Below are 17,212 nucleotides of genomic sequence, written 5' to 3'. Positions count from 1 at the left end.
TATGACCGACGATACTCAGCCACGATACTTTTATTTCGATGTGACGTACGCTGTGAATACTCACGATTGGATCATCGAAAATTCTGGCGGTTTAACGGGAACAAAGGATATCGGTCAACTTGAAAGCCCATTAGAGCATATTCAAAACGATTGGTATTACCCAGAAATAGAAGACAAGTTGACGCACTTAGTGTTTTCTATCAATAAAAACCATGCCTTCAATGATGGCAATAAGCGCTCATCACTGGCACTCGGGGCCTACTTTTTAGAGCTCAACGGATTTGACTACATTGTGCAGCATTTTGTTCGAGAAATGGAAAACATTGCTGTTTGGGTCGCCGATAACGTTATTGATAAAGCTCTACTGCACAAGATCATTAGCTCAATTCTCTATGATGATGAGTATTCCATCGCATTGAAACTGGAAATTTATGAGGTAGTTCAACGAGCCGAGGAAAACAAGCTGCAATAAGGTTAATTGAATGACAGATAACATCCCCCAAGCCCCTCAAGGAGAGTTTGTTCTTTTCACCAGTGCTGATGGTCAAACTCGTGTTGAGTGTCGCTTTGAATCAGGCAACTTGTGGCTTTCTCAGGCTGTAATGGCAGAGCTTTATGATAAAGATGTTCGCACAATTAACGAGCATCTAATCAATATCTACAACGAGGGTGAGCTTGTACAAAATGCAACCATCCGGAAATTCCGGATAGTTCGATTGGAAGGTACTCGGCAAGTCTCTCGCGAGATCGACCACTACAATCTCGATGCAATTCTGTCTGTTGGTTACAGGGTTCGTTCGCAACGAGGTACACAGTTCCGCCAATGGGTAACGCAAATTCTGAAAGAATACCTGTTCAAAGGCTTCGTCATGGACGACGAGCGCCTGAAAAATCCGCCCGTTGGCCATTCTGCTGTGCCAGATTACTTTGATGAAATGCTGGAACGATCCGCGCCAGTGAGCATCGCGTTTATCTGCGGGTGAAAGAAATCTTTACCATGGCTGCTGATTACGAGCCATCCAACCAAGAGACCAACCGCTTCTTCCAAATCATCCAGGACAAGCTGCATTATGCCTGTACTCATATGACCGCCGCTGAGCTTATTGCCAGCCGTGTGGATGCCAGTAAGCCGGATATGGGCTTAACCAGCTATAAAGGCGATGAAGTGCGCAAGACAGACGTTACTGTTGCCAAGAACTATTTGCGTGAAGACGAAATCAAAGATCTCAATCGTATCGTCAATATGTGGCTCGATTTTGCAGAAGACCAAGCGCTACGCCGCAAGCAGGTGTTCTTACAAGACTGGGCCGATAAGCTTGACCAGTTCTTGAGTTTTAATGATAGAGATGTATTAAACGGTGCAGGAAAAATCTCCAAGAAAGACGCTGATGACAAAGCGAAATTGGAGTTTGACCGCTTTGCCCAGCAGCGCCGCTGTTTAAAAGAAGCCGAAGGCGCGCGGGCCAATATTGCAGCACTCAAGGCCATAATCAAAAAAGATAAATAGCCGCTATCACACAGCCCTGATCTCTAATGAGTTAAGGGCTGTATTGTAAGATCATAACTATAAAGGATTATCCATCTTAAAATCGTCAATAGCACCCGCCATTTGGTAGAGATTTGTGTCATTCCAACGGCACAGTTGTCTAACCCGCATTAGATTTGAGTTGGCTCTGCGGATTATTGAGAAAGCATCTTCAACAGCAGTAATCACCGGTTTTTCCCAATCTTGTGCTCGGGTAAAGGTGCTTTGTGGATAGCGATAATTGCCTTCGCGGGGGAGGTAATGGCTGATCACCTGGAATCCTTCAGCATTCTTTTTAGGTTTAAACTGGTTATAAACCCAAAAAATTTCGAGTTTTTTGTTTCTTAGCCTAACACGACACCCAAAATGACCTGGGTAGCCTTCAGAGTTTTTACCTCTATGTGCAACGTTGTTCTGCCAGAACAAGTCTGCAATTTTTTGTGCTATGTAGAAGTAGCGGAGCTGTTCTATTTCGGTTGATTTATGGGTGTAGTGTAGATATTGCTCTGATATGGTTAAGGAAAAAAGCATGGCGTCGTCTTGATTAACATTTGCGCTATTGGCAATAAAGGTTTCCCAGATACTAATCTGTGTTTCTAGTGCTTTTAATGATTTTGAGAAGGCTTCTATGCACTCAGATTGTGGTTGATTTCCCCCATTTAATGCTGCACCAAATGCAACAATTTGTTGTTCTAAAAATGAATAATTTTTGGTCATGACATAATCCTTTGCGTTGTGAATACAGAGTCAGTCTATTGTCCTGTGACCTAGTTCATCGCCTGTCTTCGTGCCTTTTTTGGGCGCATAGGTCTTTTGTTGTTATGTCTTGGCCAAAAAGACCTAACCAATTCCTATCCAGATAATTATCTGATGGGGGACCTGGACTGGTTTATTCCATACAAGCGTTATCGCCAATAAAAGACCTGAGCTAAACGATTCCATTTTTAATGGGGGACATGACTTTAATAGTTGTAAATCGCAAGGTCTCTAAACTTTCACATGTGAAAGTTTTCTCTGGTTATTCACTGGCGCACAAATTGATACGGTAATGTAGGGCAACTCATTAGTGGCTAGGCTTTTTGCTCTTCAGTGGCTGTTTTTAATCTATATGTTGAATAAATGTCATTAAATATCAGCGTCTTGAAATTTATTATTGAAGTTCCCAAAAAGGGCAGTTCCAGCGGTCTGCTTAGTTTGTCTTTTTCGAGATGATTACTCCTGCAAGCTAGATAATAAACAGGAGCCATCATGACGGGTAATAACCAACCTAAGCAAGAAGAACGGTTACTAACTTATGCTGAAGTGTGTGACGTTTTGCAAACCTCGCAGGCGACACTTCGTCGTTACGTGCGAGATGGACGTTTTCCTCCTCCAATAAAACCCAATCCAAATGGTCGTACTGTTCGCTTTCGGTACAGCGACATCACTGCTTGGTTGAGTGATTTGTGATGGGGGTTAGTGATGCAATATAAGTTGCAGGATGATGGGCTCTATTGCTTGTCCTCTGATCGGTGGTTGCGAATAGGTGGTTGGATTCAGGTGTTGGCTCGCACTCGTTTAACTGACAAACGACATGGGCATGGAGCGCTGCTGGAATGGCAAAATTTTGATGGGGTTAGGTTACGTGAAGTTGTGTATGCCAGAGACCTGAATAGTGATAATGCACGTCAGATCAGGGATATGCTGGTCGATACTGGGTATCCCTTAACTCCTGACCAGTCAAGTTGGAGTAGGCTTCAACATTATCTAATAGAGCTGATGGCTCTTGCTGCTCCGGCAACTGTGGTGAATCGCACTGGCTGGCATGAGCCCATATTTGCCACAAGCAGTTGGACTGTGGGTTCTGCTGACGAACCCCATTATTTTGTGGGTCAGTTATCCAGTTCCACGCTGTTAGAGGAAGCAGGGAGTTTGAGCGACTGGCAAAACCATGTTGGGAAGCTATGTTGTGGGAATCCGCTAGCTATTTTCTGTGTAGGAACAGGGTTGGCTGCACCATTGCTAGCCCCCTCTGGTATGGAAAATGGAGCCTTTCATTTTGTTGGTGCTTCATCTGCCGGTAAAACAACTTTATTGCAGATTGCGGCAAGCTTATACGGCAGCGATAGCTATAAACGTAGCTGGATCTCGACAAGCAATGGATTAGCTGCTGTCTCGTCGGAGCATAACGACATGTTGCTGACGTTGGATGAGATAGGAATGGCTCGTCCAGAAGATGTTGATACCGCCATTTATCAGATCATGAATGGCTCAGGAAAACTGCGCGCTAACGTGTCAGGAGAGTTGGCCGCGACGTCACAATGGCGAACGCTGGTGCTCAGTAGCGGGGAAGTTTGGATTGCCGAATTACTTCAGCAGATAGGAAAGCCACTTAGGGCTGGTCAGCAGATACGACTGGTGGAGATCCCAATTTTTGGTATACATGGTGAATTCGATGAATTACATGGCCGTAAGAGTGCTCAACAATTCGTTGATGAGCTTAAAATGTCTTGTCAGTGCTTCCATGGCACAGTAATTCGAGAGTGGTTATTGCTACTTACAGGGCTGCATGATGAGCTTAGCCACTACCTCAGCTATGAAATAGGTCGTCTTAGCAACGCTTGGACAAGCGATTCAATGGCCTCTCAAGTACAGCGAGTCGTTAGACGATTTGCACTGATTGGTACTGCACTATGCCTCGCTAGTCGAAATTTCATCTTGCCGTGGTCTGAGGAAGAGTCACTCGATGCGGTACATAGAGTCCTTCGTGCGTGGCTCGCTAATCGTGGGCACTCTAAGAATTCCGAAGAGTTTAGGCTGCTTAGATCATTGGAAAAAGCGATGCGCAACTGGGAACGCAATATCGGTGAAATTGATCAGGATTCAGGCAAGGGAATAATGCCAGGTTACCGCCGTTTACTGGATGGATGTGAATTGTGGCTTATCAACAAAACTCATTTCCTGCAAAAACTTGAGCTTCCCACCCACTATATGCGAGAAGTGGAAATCTTGCTGCAACGCGGTTGCTTGGTAACGAACGAGCGCTCTAGGGGAACCTATAAGACGCGGATTAATGGTGAGTTTCAACGTTTTTTTGCGCTCAAACCTGACCAAGTTAGGCGCCACCTTGAAGATTTAGAGAGGGTTGAACATGACGACTAGCTCAGTGTTCCCACTTTCCCACATTTCCCTGTTCGATTTTGAGGTAAAGGAGTATCAACATGACTGAAAAAGAGATGCTTCAGCGCATGCTGATGGATATGTCATTGCTTCAAAAACTGATTACCGATCATATCAAAAATGAGCAACGTCCTGACACAACAAAGGAAATCCTCACCGTTGAGGAATGTGCTGAGCTGACAGGGTTAAAGAAAAGCACTTTGTACCGGCTGACCCACGAACGCAAGATCCCATTCTTTAAACCCAATGGCAATCGGGTGTTCTTCAGGCGAGCAGATATCTTGGCTTGGTTGCAGAGTAATCGTGTGGCGTCTTCTGATGAGATTGATAAAGCCGCTGCTGATCATCTAGTTGCTAACCGAAAATTTTATGGTCGGAGATATTGAGTAGCTATTTAAGCTGCTGGAAGTAAAAATTAATCATTAGATGCGTTATATGTCATGTTCTCTAACTGTGACATATAACTGTTGCTATTTAAATTGACAGATTAGGTTTTAATGACTAAGTCTTAATGTGCTTACGCGCTATCAAAAACACATCATTAACTATGGACGGTAAATATGTCTGTTAAACATACTCCAACAGGTGTCGTACACAGCGGTGCTAAAGGCGGCACTACTGGCTGCGGCACTGATACGAAGAAAAATGCAGATCACTGGGTTAATTCCCACGAGAAAATCACATGTGATAAGAACGGATGTAAAAACTAACGATCTTATGTGGTTGATGAAGGGCACTGTCGAGGTGCCCTTTTCTTTGTAAAGATTTAGTCGTTTGGTAGCAATAATGCTCTTAGTCTGATGACTCATCGAAGATATCAGGAAAGGTCCGCATGGCCTCTGTGCGGCGGGTTTCCAGAATATCTGCGTAAATTTCTGTTGTTCTGAGTTCGCTGTGGCCAAGTAATCTGGAAAGGGAATAGATGTCCAGGCCACGGGCAAGTTGGTTTACTGCAAAGGTGTGTCGTCCAGCATGAAAGGTCACGTGTTTGGTTATCCCGGCACGTATGGCCCACTGCACTAGCGCGACGTTGCTGTAGCTGTCGTAACGTAAACCCTTAAAAACCCGTTCAGTCGGTTTCCCCTTGTTCTCCAAGTTGAGTAGACGCACAGCAGAATCCGGTAAGTCGAGATATTGCAGGCCATTGCCCGAGTTTTTGAGCTTTTTCTGGGAAAAGATTATTCGGTAGTGGCCTTGAGCAAACAGTTCAATTTCACTCCATATCAGTTTATGAATGTCTGACCAGCGTAGACCCGTAGTGCAGGAGAACAGAAATGCTCTCCGTAGTACATCGTAACGGCATTCTGCCTTGGTAAGGGTCTTTACCTCGTCCAGAGTGAGATAGGTGCGCTGTGTCCTTTCTGCTTTGATGGATTTGACTTGTTCAACAGGGTTATCTCTGATTATTCGGTCTCGTTGCGCTTGGTTGAGTGCTGCACGGATTTTATTGAAGTAGCTACAGGCGGTATTTCTGGAGAGGCCGGTATCTGATTTTGTTATTGCCTCATGCTGTAGGTAATGGCGGAACCCTTCCAAAAAGTATTTATCTACCTGTTCAAAAGTGAGTTCTGCGTGGCGGTGATAACGGTGGAGATGGATGCCCGCAGAAACCCAAATTGAGTAGTTGGATTTGCTGCCGGATGCTTTACTCGCCGTAATTTGGTCGAAGTAGTCAAAGAAGCTGGCATTGAGTTTGGTGCGGTCATCTAAGCCGTGTTTGGCTGATTCCATTTCCAGTAGACGCTTGGCACGAATGGCCTCAGCTTTTTGCAATGTGGTTTTATTGTGCTCGCGTTCAACTGCGTTTTTTGGCTTGTTGTAGAGGAATAGATTCAGCGGTTCGTAAGAGCGCTTTTGAGCTCTTGAACCGTCTTCCGAGGTCTTTGAGCCGTAATAGTACACAAGCCTGATGGGGCGCAGGCCATTCTTATCTGGTTCTCTTTTTTGTATATTGATTTTCATAGGTTTTTCTCATCTTGTGCTCCGTATGTGCTCCAGAATTTATCTTCGGAGCACATACGGAGCAAGAATCGACAAACCCCTTCAAATTGCTTCCAACCCAATAAAACAAAATTATATTAAAATCATAATGTTGTTTTGATTTGGTTTGATGCGTTTTACTATTTCACTTCCCTATACAGAATGAACTAAATATTTTGCCGAGTAAGTCATCTGAAGTGAATTTACCGGTAATTTCAGATAGCGCCATTTGGCACATGCGTAACTCTTCTGCCAGTAACTCTCCGGCGAGATACACTTCAAGCTGTTCTTTACCCAGTTGTAGGTGGCTGGCGGCTAAATCTAAAGCTTCTAAATGACGACGGCGGGCAATAAAACCGCCTTCTAGATTACTTTGATAACCCATTAATGACTTAAGGTGTTGCTTTAACTCTTCAACTCCCAGGCCTGTTTTAGCTGAAATACGGTAAACATCGTATCCTTGCTCTTGCGACATTTCGAGTGTTTCACCGGTTAAATCGGCTTTGTTGCGCACCACCGTTACACCCAGTCTTGAAGGTAAACGATCAATAAAGTCGGGCCAGATATTATGTGGGTCAACGGCATCTGTCGTCGTACCATCAACCATAAACAAGACTCTATCGGCACTGGCAATTTCTGCCCAAGCACGTTCAATACCTATTTGTTCAACGGTATCTGTGGTTTCACGTAATCCAGCGGTGTCGATAATGTGTAATGGCATACCATCAAGGTGAATATGCTCACGTAATACATCACGGGTAGTGCCTGCTATTTCTGTGACAATGGCGGACTCTTTACCGGCTAGTGCATTAAGTAAACTTGATTTACCGGCATTAGGGCGCCCTGCTATGACCACTTTCATGCCTTCGCGAATAATTGAACCTTGCTTAGCACTGGCTTGAACGGTAGTGAGTTTGTCGATAATGCGATACAAGGCATTGGCAATTTTTCCGTCCGACAAAAAGTCGACTTCTTCATCTGGAAAATCAATTGCTGCTTCTACATATAAGCGTAGGTTAGTCACTTGTTCTACTAATTCATGAACTTCTTTAGAAAACTCACCTTGCAGTGATTGCAGTGCACTTTTTGCCGCTTGCTCACTGGTAGCATCAATTAAATCGGCAATCGCTTCTGCTTGAGTTAAGTCGAGTTTGTCATTCATAAAGGCTTGTTCACTAAACTCACCGGGTTTAGCAATACGAATACCGTCGATTTCCATGACACGCTTAATCAACATATCGAGTACGATTTGGCCGCCGTGACCTTGTAGCTCTAATACGTCTTCACCGGTAAATGAATTTGGGCCTTTAAAAAACAGCGCAATACCTTGGTCGATAACATGGCCGTCGCTAGAGTTAAAGTCACAATATTCAGCGTAACGGGTTTTAGGCACATGACCAATAATGGCTGTCGCCACATTAGTTGCTAAGTCGCCAGATACACGAATAATACCTACACCACCACGCCCTGGTGCTGTGGCTTGCGCTACAATAGTGTCTGTTGTCACGGGAAATACCTGCTAAATCATTAAAGGAAAAGGCGGCCTATTAAGCCGCCTTTTTATTCATTTAACTACTGAGTGAGTTAACTGTAGAGTTTAGGCTTATTTTAAGCCTTTTTTCTCTAAACCTGCATAAATAATCTTTTGCTGCGTAATTGCAACTAAGTTGCCCACTAACCAGTAAAGTACTAGGCCTGCTGGGAACCATAAGAAGAATACAGTAAAGATAACTGGCATCCATTGCATCATCTTAACTTGCATTGGGTCCATGGTCGGTGCCATTGGCTGCATTTTCTGCATCAAGAACATCGATACACCCATTAGCAATGGTAATACATAGTATGGATCTTGTACTGATAAGTCAGTAATCCATAGCATGAACGGCGCGTGGCGTAATTCATAGCTTTCAAGTAATACCCAGTACAATGCGATGAAGATTGGCATCTGTAGCAAAATAGGTAAGCAACCGCCCATTGGGTTTACTTTCTCTTTTTTGTACAGTTCCATCATGGCTTGACCCATCTTTTGACGGTCATCACCAAAGCGTTCTTTCATCTCAGCTAATTTTGGCTGTAGGTTACGCATTTTAGCCATTGAGCTGTATTGCGCTTTAGTCAATGGATATAACAAACCACGTACCGTTAGGGTGATTAAAATAATTGCCATACCCCAGTTACCCACAAATGATTGATAGAACATCAATAACCAGTGAATAGGTACTGCTAACCACCACAAGAAACCATAATCAACAACTAAGTTTAAGGTATCAGAGATAGCTGAAAGCGCTTTTTGGTTTTTAGGGCCAACATAAAATTGTGAGCTAATTTCTTGAGTTGCACCTGGAGCAATATCATATACCGCGCCACGGAAACCAATGTTAGCTAAACCGCCAGCACTCACACTTGAGAAAATAGTGTTTGAGTCTGTTGCCGGTGGGATCCAAGCTGATACAAAGTAGTGTTGTAACATTGCCGCCCAGCCACCTAGTGTTACTTTACCTAGGTTTTTGTCTGCCATGTCTTCAAAGTCATACTTTTCGTAGCGAGTATCTTGAGTTGAGAATGCACCACCACGATAAGTAGGCATCATCATGCTGCCTTCAGATTCTTTGATACTCTGTTTTATTTGACCGTACATTTGTACTTGTAATGCAGTATCTGAAGTGTTGCTAATGCTGTAATCAACGCCAACATCATATTGACCACGGGTAAACGTAAAGGTTTTTACGTAAGTGACACCGTTGTCTGCAGTAAAGGTTAAAGGCACAGATAATGTGTCTTGACCGTCTGCTAATGTGTAAGAGGTATTTTGTGCGGCAAATGCGGCACGACCTTTAGCACTGCTATCAATGCCGTCGCGACCGATTAAGCCACTTTGTGCAATATAAGTGTGATCATTGGTTTGCTCAAGAATGACAAAAGGGTCATCTTTATCAATTTCAACTTTATGTGCAACTAACGCGGCATAAACGATGTCACCACCAACTGGGCTGATTTTAATATCAAGCTGGTCAGTGTTAACGGTAATTAAGTTTTTAGTCGCAGGTAAATCAACTGGCATACCAGTCGAGTCTGCTTCAGGAACGTCTGCGCCATTAATTGTCGAGGCGTTTGTTTGGGTAACAGTTTGTTGTGCTACCGGTTGTGGTGCTTTATCTGTTTGCCATTGTGTCCACATTAGATAGCTGACAAACAGCAGACCGATTAGCAATATATTGCGTTGAGATTCCATAGCCTATTTATTACACCTGTCATTTTTAGGGGGGACGGGATCACTACCGCCGGGATGTAAAGGGTGACATTTTAATATGCGTTTGATTGCAAACCAACTACCTTTCACTGTTCCGTGTGTTTTTATTGCTTCAATCGCATAATAAGAACAAGTTGGATTAAACCGACACTTCGGTCCCAGTAAAGGGCTTATAAAAAGTTGATAACCACGGATAACCGTGGTTGCTAGCCATTGTAACGGCGACTGAGTTTTCGCCATAGCTTTTCTATCAATTTGTGTAGTTCTGCATTTTCCATTTCCATCACGCCATTTCTGACTAATACCACGATATCTATGTTGGGGATGTCGTGTTGATGTAAACGAAAACTATCTCTTATCACGCGTTTAATACGATTACGTTGGTTAGCACGTTTAACAAAACGTTTGGCCACAGTTAATCCTAAACGAGGATGTTGCTCTGAATTTGGAATTGCGAGCAGAGTTATTTCAGCAGAGGATGCTTTGATTGGATTGGAGAATACAGATTTAAATTGCGCGGGAGTTAACAAACGTAACTCCCGCGTAAAGGTATAGCTAGTCACCTAGTTATCTACTTACGCAGATAAACGAGCGCGACCCTTCGCACGACGACGTGCAAGCACCTTACGGCCGCCTACAGTGGCCATACGAGCGCGGAAGCCGTGAGAACGCTTGCGCTTCAGGTTGCTAGGTTGAAAAGTACGTTTACTCATGATGGCAATCCGTCTTTGTTAGTGAATTTACCTTAGCTCCAAAATTAGAGGTAAGGGCAAAAAAGAGGCCGAATTGTAATCACTTTAATTACTATCGTCAATAACGAAAGTGGTTATATGATGAATTTCTGCCAATCTTTCTTTGAAGCTGAAAGTAAAAAAGCACCAGAAGATGTGGATAAGTCTGTGTACAGACACTATATCTTGTGGATCTTTACTCGTTTCAGTAGATCAAAGTTAGCGTATTATAGATCAATGTGGATCGGTTAATAAAGCTGGATTTGCATGATATTTGCAATTAATGGATCGATTTTGATCTTTGATGATCCCAGATATCCACACCGAATGATCCCGCTGGGGATAAATCTGTTTTTAAGGATAGCGATCATTGTGATCTCACTATAGAATACACCTCCTTTGACTAAAGATATTTGGGGATAAATAAGTGGCGGTTTCACTTTGGCAACAATGTATCGGCAGACTGCAAGACGAGTTATCAGCGCAGCAGTTCAGTATGTGGATCCGTCCGTTACAAGCTGAAATGGATGGTGATACTCTGGTTTTGTATGCGCCAAATCGTTTCGTACTGGATTGGGTACGCGATAAATACATTAATATCATTAATCAATTCTTCACCGAGCAAATGGGCAGTGATGCACCTAAGTTGCGTTTTGATATTGGTAGCCGTCCGTCTGCACGTCCTGTTGTCCGCGCTCCAGTAGCCGCTAAGCCTGTTAGCAGCCAAACCAGAGCTCAAGTTGGCACTACGTCATTTAATACCCAAGCAGAACCCATTATTAATGCCAACCACCGCAGTAATATTAACCCTACTTATCAGTTTGATAACTTCGTTGAAGGTAAATCAAACCAATTAGGCAAAGCGGCCGCATTACAAGTATCTGAAAACCCAGGTGGTGCGTATAACCCATTATTTTTATATGGCGGCACCGGTTTAGGTAAAACACATTTATTACACGCAGTCGGTAACGGGATCATTAAAAATAATCCTAATGCTAAAGTGGTGTACATGCATTCTGAGCGTTTTGTACAGGACATGGTTAAAGCCTTACAAAATAACGCCATCGAAGAATTTAAACGTTATTACCGCAGTGTCGATGCCCTGTTTATTGACGATATTCAATTCTTTGCTAACAAAGATCGTTCTCAAGAAGAGTTTTTCCATACCTTCAACGCATTATTAGAAGGTAACCACCAAATTATTTTAACGTCTGACCGTTATCCAAAAGAGATCGACGGGGTAGAAGATCGCTTAAAGTCTCGCTTTGGTTGGGGGTTAACGGTTGCCATCGAGCCACCTGAATTAGAAACCCGCGTAGCGATTTTAATGCGTAAAGCACAAGAGAGCGGTATTAACCTGCCTGATGAAGTGGCCTTCTTTATTGCTAAGCGTTTACGTTCAAACGTACGCGAGCTTGAAGGTGCGTTAAACCGCGTTATTGCTAACGCCAACTTCACCGGTCGTCCAATCACCATTGATTTTGTACGTGAAGCGTTACGCGATCTCTTGGCACTGCAAGAAAAATTAGTCACTATAGACAATATTCAGAAGACAGTTGCTGAATACTACAAAATTAAAATGGCAGATATGCTGTCTAAACGTCGTTCACGCAGTGTGGCAAGACCACGACAAGTGGCGATGGCGCTATCTAAAGAACTCACTAACCAAAGTTTGCCAGAAATTGGCGATGCATTTGGTGGTCGTGACCATACGACGGTATTGCATGCTTGTCGTAAAATTGCGCAACTGCGCGAAGAGAGTCATGACATTAAAGAAGATTACGCTAACTTGATTAGAACTCTGTCTTCTTAATTCAGGGAATGTAGAACGATGAAATTTTCAATTGATAGGGACGCCCTATTAAAGCCGCTGCAACTAGTGTGTGGCGCGGTAGAACGCAGACATAACCTGCCTATTTTAGCTAATTTATTAGTTGAAGTTAGTGAAGACTCACTTAAGCTAACTGGTACGGATTTAGAGGTTGAATTGGTAGGCCAGGCTGCCATCCATGGTGATATTAGTATTGGCCGAACCACTGTGCCAGCTAAAAAGTTACTCGACATTGTTAAGTCATTACCAGAACAAAGCGAATTAAAAGTAGAGCAACAAGATAACAAATGGTTGTTGCGCTCAGGTCGTAGCCGTTTTTCATTGGCAACACTTCCAGCTGAAGATTATCCTAACGTTGAAGCTTTCCAAGCGGATATTGAATTTAGCTTAAAGCAGGGCGTGTTAAAGTCGATTATTGACTCTACCCAGTTTTCAATGGCTAACCAAGATGTGCGTTATTACCTCAACGGTTTATTGTTTGAAACCGAAGGCAATGTATTGCGCGCTATTGCTACCGACGGCCACCGTTTAGCACTAAGTCATCGAACCTTAGAGACCACCTTACCTGAAAAACAAGTGATTGTGCCGCGTAAAGGTGTGGTTGAAATGGCGCGCTTACTTGATAGCGACGACCAAGATATTACTATTGCGATAGGTGATAATGCGATTCGTGCAATTACTCATTCAGCAGTATTCACCAGTAAATTGGTCGATGGTCGTTTTCCTGATTATCGCCGTGTGCTGCCTAAAGGTGGCAACAAAATCGTTATTGCGAGTCGAAATCAGCTAAAACAAGCATTAACCCGCGCTTCTATTTTATCTAACGAGAAGTTTCGTGGTGTGCGTATTCAGCTTGAGCCCGGTTTATTAAAGATAACAGCGAATAATCCAGAGCAAGAAGAAGCCGAAGAAATCATTGATGTCGATTATGATTCTGACAAACTAGAAATAGGCTTCAATGTCAGTTATTTGCTTGATGTGCTCAATAACTTAGCCAGTGATGATGTGCGTATAACACTCATTGACGGAAATTCGAGTGCATTAATTGAGAACCACAAAGAAGAAGATTCTATGTACGTGGTGATGCCAATGCGTCTGTAATACGTTATTGTTTACTGACGATATGAAAGGTGCTGCAAAGCACCTTCTTTGTCTCTACTGTTTTATTGGGTTATCACAATAGGTGTTCATGAGTTTATCGCGCATTACCATTGGCTCGTTTCGTAATATTACTGCAGCAACGCTTAACCCAAGCGATGGGTTAAACTTGATTTACGGTCAAAACGGCAGCGGTAAAACCAGTATTTTAGAGGCGATATACTTTTTAGGCATGGGACGCTCGTTCCGCAGCCATCTATCACAGCGGGTTATTAATAATGATGACGATAAATTAACCCTGTTCGCCAATTTAGTACAAGACGACAACGACTGTAAAATAGGGCTTAGGCGTCACCGTAGTGGTGATATTGAAGTTAAAATTAACGGCGAAAAAGTCAAACGCTTATCGACATTAGCTGAAACCCTGCCAATTCAAGTTATCACTCCCGAAAGTTTTTCTTTATTGTTTGAAGGGCCAAAAGCTCGCAGGCAATTTATTGATTGGGGAGCCTTTCATTCTGACCCGCATTTTTACCAAGCCTGGGTGAATGTTCGTAAGGTATTAAAGCAGCGCAATCAGTTGCTTAGAAATCAAGCGCCCTATAGCCAAATACAATTTTGGGATAAGGAGCTGGTGCGGTATGCTGAACAAGTTACCGACATACGAAATCGATATGTAGACTCGTTAAATGAGCTACTAAAGGGTATAATAAGAGGGTTTTTACCTCAGGTTGATATTAAGGTTTCTTTTACCCGAGGATGGGACAGTAAAACGGATTTTGCGCAATTACTTGAAAACCAATATTCGCGAGATGTAGCGGCAGGTAACACGGGTAGCGGCCCTCATAAAGCAGACTTACGTTTGCGTGTGGGAAACTTACCAGTGCAGGATGCGCTATCCCGTGGACAATTAAAATTATTAGTCTGTGCACTGCGTATTGCACAGGGAAAGTTGCTCAAACAACAACTAGATAAAAACAGTATTTATTTAGTCGACGATTTACCGTCAGAGTTGGATGCACAGCATAGGCAGCTATTGCTACAGCAGTTAACCGAAACCGGTGCGCAAATTTTTGTCACCGCAATTGATCCGCTAGCAATAGTCGATTCGTTATCTAGCCCTCCCAACAGGATGTTTCATGTGGAGCATGGGCAAGTAACGGTTATTGAATAACAACGAGAGAGAAATATGTCAGAGAATAGTTACGATTCTTCGAGTATCAAGGTATTAAAAGGCCTTGATGCAGTCCGTAAGAGACCTGGTATGTACATTGGTGATACTGATGACGGCACAGGTCTTCATCACATGGTATTCGAAGTGGTCGATAACTCTATCGATGAAGCTTTAGCCGGCCATTGTAGCGATATCACCATTACTATTCACTCAGACGGTTCTGTCTCTGTAAAAGATGACGGTCGTGGTATTCCTGTTTCTATCCATGAGGAAGAGGGAGTATCTGCAGCTGAAGTTATCATGACGGTATTACATGCCGGCGGTAAGTTTGATGATAACTCTTACAAAGTGTCTGGTGGTCTTCACGGTGTGGGGGTGTCAGTTGTTAACGCATTATCGCAAAAATTACAGTTAACTATTCGTCGTGCCGGTAAAGTCTATGAGCAGTTTTATACTCATGGTGTGCCAGATGCGCCGATTAAAGAAATTGGTGATGCAGTTAAAACCGGTACGGAACTTCGTTTCTGGCCAAGTAGTGACACATTTACCGATGTTGAATTCCATTTCGAAATTTTAGCAAAACGTGTTCGTGAATTATCTTTCTTAAACTCAGGTGTGGGTATCCGCCTAGTTGATGAACGTGATAACAAAGATGAATTCTTTAAATATGAGGGTGGTATTAGTGCCTTTGTAAATTATTTAAACCGCAATAAAACACCTATTAACAAAGACGTATTCCACTTTTCACAAGAGCGTGAAGATGGCATTACTGTCGAAGTTGCTATGCAGTGGAACGACGGTTACCAAGAAAGCATTTTCTGTTTTACTAACAACATCCCACAGCGCGATGGTGGTACTCACTTAGCTGGCTTCCGTGGTGCGTTAACACGTAACTTAAATAACTACATGGAACGTGAAGGGTTTAACAAAAAAGGTAAAACCAGTGCTACCGGTGATGATGCTCGTGAAGGCTTAACCGCGGTTATCTCTGTTAAAGTGCCAGATCCTAAGTTTAGTTCGCAAACTAAAGATAAACTGGTTTCGAGCGAAGTAAAAAGTGCTGTAGAACAAACAATGGGTGAGCAGTTAAATGACTACCTATTAGAAAACCCAGCAGATGCTAAGCTGATTGTAGGCAAAATTGTTGATGCTGCCCGTGCTCGTGAAGCTGCACGTAAAGCGCGTGAAATGACCCGTCGTAAAGGCGCATTAGATTTAGGTGGTTTGCCAGGTAAGCTAGCCGATTGCCAAGAGAAAGACCCTGGTCTTTCTGAAATATACATAGTGGAAGGTGACTCTGCTGGCGGATCAGCCAAGCAGGGGCGTAACCGTAAAAACCAAGCGATTCTTCCGCTTAAAGGTAAAATCTTAAACGTAGAAAAAGCACGTTTTGACAAGATGTTATCTTCACAAGAAGTGGCAACGCTAATTACTGCATTAGGTTGTGGTATTGGCCGTGACGAATACAACCCAGATAAAACCCGTTATCACAACATTGTTATCATGACCGATGCTGACGTCGACGGCTCGCACATTCGAACATTGCTGTTGACCTTCTTCTTCCGTCAAATGCCTGAGCTTATTGAGCGTGGTTATGTGTATATCGCACAGCCACCACTGTATAAGGTTAAAAAGGGCAAACAAGAACAATATTTAAAAGATGAGTTAGCGTTAACGGAATATTTAACTACACAAGCGTTAGACGGAACTCACGTTTACCCAAGCCAAGGTGCATTGGGCATGAGTGGTGAACCGTTAGAGCGTTTGGTTAGCCAGTATCGTGAAGTTGAGAAAATCATTAAGCGTTTAGAAAAACGTTTCCCGATGAACCTAACCGATCGCATGTTGTATCATCCAGAAGTCACGTTAGAGATGCTCAGTGACGAAGCGAAAATGACAACCTGGTGCAAAACCTTTATCGATGATTTAGTTGAGCGCGAAAGCAGTGGTATTATTTTCTCTGCTAATGTCATCCTTGATCCTGAACGGAAAGTCTACATTCCAAGTGTGACAATCCGTAAGCATGGTATCGATACCAATTTCTTATTTGGTTACGACTTCTTTACCTCTACAGATTATCAGCGTATTGCCAAGCTTGGCGCTGCACTAGACGGTATGATTGAAGAAGGTGGTTATGTACAACGTGGTGAACGTGTCAAAGAAGTTGAAAGCTTCCTAGATGCGTTAGATTGGACCATGAGCGAAGCAAAACGTGGGTTATATATTCAACGTTATAAAGGATTGGGTGAAATGAACCCTGAGCAGTTGTGGGAAACTACAATGGATCCTGAGTCTCGTCGTATGTTACGCGTTACCATTGATGATGCTGTTGCGGCTGACCAGTTATTTACGTGTTTAATGGGCGACCAAGTTGAGCCTCGTCGTGAGTTTATTGAAACTAACGCATTAAACGTGGCTAACTTAGACGTGTAGCACGTCTTATTAAAATAAATGGGTGCCTTAT

At 43.2% G+C, this 17,212-nt stretch carries 15 protein-coding genes and 1 pseudogene; 9 read left to right on the top strand and 7 right to left on the bottom strand.

The window, feature by feature from the left end; translation table 11 throughout:
• Position 1 precedes the first annotated feature (1 nt).
• Together ACROAE_RS15490 and ACROAE_RS15485 are read left to right on the top strand one after the other, a co-directional pair.
• A complete protein-coding gene (locus tag ACROAE_RS15490) occupies positions 2-472 on the top strand; it encodes a type II toxin-antitoxin system death-on-curing family toxin (protein ID WP_432403340.1) in 471 nt (156 codons plus the stop codon).
• 10 nt (positions 473-482) lie between these two features.
• Positions 483-1,507: pseudogene (locus ACROAE_RS15485) on the top strand (virulence RhuM family protein).
• Between the two features lie 57 nt (positions 1,508-1,564).
• Here the strand turns inward: ACROAE_RS15485 and mobI are convergent.
• Positions 1,565-2,242: a conjugative transfer protein MobI(A/C) gene (gene mobI, locus ACROAE_RS15480; RefSeq protein WP_432403338.1), complete on the bottom strand. Its 678-nt coding sequence runs from the start codon at positions 2,240-2,242 to the stop codon at positions 1,565-1,567.
• Positions 2,243-2,773: 531 nt separating this feature from the next.
• Here mobI and ACROAE_RS15475 point away from each other — a divergent pair.
• From ACROAE_RS15475 to ACROAE_RS15465, 3 genes are read left to right on the top strand one after another with little or no spacing between them, the layout of a single operon-like run.
• A complete protein-coding gene (locus ACROAE_RS15475; RefSeq protein WP_000147416.1) occupies positions 2,774-2,974 on the top strand; it encodes a helix-turn-helix transcriptional regulator in 201 nt (66 codons plus the stop codon).
• Between the two features lie 12 nt (positions 2,975-2,986).
• Complete coding sequence (locus ACROAE_RS15470; protein ID WP_432403335.1) at positions 2,987-4,666, top strand: DUF927 domain-containing protein; 1,680 nt, start codon at positions 2,987-2,989, stop codon at positions 4,664-4,666.
• A 59-nt stretch (positions 4,667-4,725) separates the two neighbouring features.
• Positions 4,726-5,070, top strand: a complete 345-nt coding sequence (locus ACROAE_RS15465) for a helix-turn-helix transcriptional regulator (RefSeq protein WP_432403333.1) — start codon at positions 4,726-4,728, stop codon at positions 5,068-5,070.
• A gap of 406 nt (positions 5,071-5,476) precedes the next feature.
• Here the strand turns inward: ACROAE_RS15465 and ACROAE_RS15460 are convergent, their stop codons facing one another.
• The 6 genes from ACROAE_RS15460 to rpmH form a co-directional block, all read right to left on the bottom strand.
• Entirely contained in the window at positions 5,477-6,646 is a 1,170-nt protein-coding gene (locus ACROAE_RS15460) for a site-specific integrase (RefSeq protein WP_432403330.1), read from the bottom strand.
• Between the two features lie 163 nt (positions 6,647-6,809).
• The gene (mnmE, locus tag ACROAE_RS15455) at positions 6,810-8,171 is read right to left on the bottom strand and encodes a tRNA uridine-5-carboxymethylaminomethyl(34) synthesis GTPase MnmE (protein WP_432403328.1); all 1,362 of its coding nucleotides are present in this window, start codon (positions 8,169-8,171) and stop codon (positions 6,810-6,812) included.
• A gap of 96 nt (positions 8,172-8,267) precedes the next feature.
• Positions 8,268-9,896: a membrane protein insertase YidC gene (gene yidC, locus ACROAE_RS15450; protein ID WP_432403326.1), complete on the bottom strand. Its 1,629-nt coding sequence runs from the start codon at positions 9,894-9,896 to the stop codon at positions 8,268-8,270.
• A 3-nt stretch (positions 9,897-9,899) separates the two neighbouring features.
• The gene (gene yidD, locus ACROAE_RS15445; protein ID WP_160055732.1) at positions 9,900-10,154 is read right to left on the bottom strand and encodes a membrane protein insertion efficiency factor YidD; all 255 of its coding nucleotides are present in this window, start codon (positions 10,152-10,154) and stop codon (positions 9,900-9,902) included.
• A complete protein-coding gene (rnpA, locus tag ACROAE_RS15440; RefSeq protein ID WP_160055730.1) occupies positions 10,121-10,477 on the bottom strand; it encodes a ribonuclease P protein component in 357 nt (118 codons plus the stop codon). Before rnpA ends, yidD begins: the two co-directional genes overlap by 34 nt.
• Before the next feature lie 12 nt (positions 10,478-10,489).
• Positions 10,490-10,627, bottom strand: a complete 138-nt coding sequence (gene rpmH, locus ACROAE_RS15435; protein WP_006083827.1) for a 50S ribosomal protein L34 — start codon at positions 10,625-10,627, stop codon at positions 10,490-10,492.
• Positions 10,628-11,072: 445 nt separating this feature from the next.
• On the opposite strand from rpmH, the gene dnaA reads away from it, so the two are divergent.
• The 4 genes from dnaA (at position 11,073) to gyrB (ending at position 17,181) form a co-directional block, all read left to right on the top strand.
• Positions 11,073-12,458: a chromosomal replication initiator protein DnaA gene (gene dnaA, locus ACROAE_RS15430; RefSeq protein WP_432403323.1), complete on the top strand. Its 1,386-nt coding sequence runs from the start codon at positions 11,073-11,075 to the stop codon at positions 12,456-12,458.
• Positions 12,459-12,476: 18 nt separating this feature from the next.
• Positions 12,477-13,577 carry a DNA polymerase III subunit beta gene (gene dnaN / locus ACROAE_RS15425; protein ID WP_432403321.1) on the top strand — a complete coding sequence of 367 codons (1,101 nt, stop codon included), beginning with the start codon at positions 12,477-12,479 and terminating at the stop codon, positions 13,575-13,577.
• An 88-nt stretch (positions 13,578-13,665) separates the two neighbouring features.
• Complete coding sequence (gene recF, locus ACROAE_RS15420) at positions 13,666-14,748, top strand: DNA replication/repair protein RecF (RefSeq protein WP_432403319.1); 1,083 nt, start codon at positions 13,666-13,668, stop codon at positions 14,746-14,748.
• A 15-nt stretch (positions 14,749-14,763) separates the two neighbouring features.
• Positions 14,764-17,181, top strand: a complete 2,418-nt coding sequence (gyrB, locus tag ACROAE_RS15415; protein ID WP_432403316.1) for a DNA topoisomerase (ATP-hydrolyzing) subunit B — start codon at positions 14,764-14,766, stop codon at positions 17,179-17,181.
• Positions 17,182-17,212: the final 31 nt, after the last annotated feature.

This window comes from Shewanella sp. MF05960 (genome assembly GCF_050849305.1).
Taxonomy (GTDB): domain Bacteria; phylum Pseudomonadota; class Gammaproteobacteria; order Enterobacterales; family Shewanellaceae; genus Shewanella.
Note: the sequence above shows the minus strand (reverse complement) of the source record. Positions and strands in the feature narration are given on the sequence as shown.

Coding starts and splice junctions, on each gene's coding strand:
- ACROAE_RS15470 (WP_432403335.1), top strand. CDS start 2,987: ATGCAATATAAGTTGCAGGATGATGGGCTCTATTGCTTGTCCTCTGAT.
- recF (WP_432403319.1), top strand. CDS start 13,666: ATGAGTTTATCGCGCATTACCATTGGCTCGTTTCGTAATATTACTGCA.
- rpmH (WP_006083827.1), bottom strand. CDS start 10,627: ATGAGTAAACGTACTTTTCAACCTAGCAACCTGAAGCGCAAGCGTTCT.
- gyrB (WP_432403316.1), top strand. CDS start 14,764: ATGTCAGAGAATAGTTACGATTCTTCGAGTATCAAGGTATTAAAAGGC.
- ACROAE_RS15465 (WP_432403333.1), top strand. CDS start 4,726: ATGACTGAAAAAGAGATGCTTCAGCGCATGCTGATGGATATGTCATTG.
- yidD (WP_160055732.1), bottom strand. CDS start 10,154: ATGGCGAAAACTCAGTCGCCGTTACAATGGCTAGCAACCACGGTTATC.
- ACROAE_RS15460 (WP_432403330.1), bottom strand. CDS start 6,646: ATGAAAATCAATATACAAAAAAGAGAACCAGATAAGAATGGCCTGCGC.
- ACROAE_RS15490 (WP_432403340.1), top strand. CDS start 2: ATGACCGACGATACTCAGCCACGATACTTTTATTTCGATGTGACGTAC.
- yidC (WP_432403326.1), bottom strand. CDS start 9,896: ATGGAATCTCAACGCAATATATTGCTAATCGGTCTGCTGTTTGTCAGC.
- mobI (WP_432403338.1), bottom strand. CDS start 2,242: ATGACCAAAAATTATTCATTTTTAGAACAACAAATTGTTGCATTTGGT.
- ACROAE_RS15475 (WP_000147416.1), top strand. CDS start 2,774: ATGACGGGTAATAACCAACCTAAGCAAGAAGAACGGTTACTAACTTAT.
- dnaN (WP_432403321.1), top strand. CDS start 12,477: ATGAAATTTTCAATTGATAGGGACGCCCTATTAAAGCCGCTGCAACTA.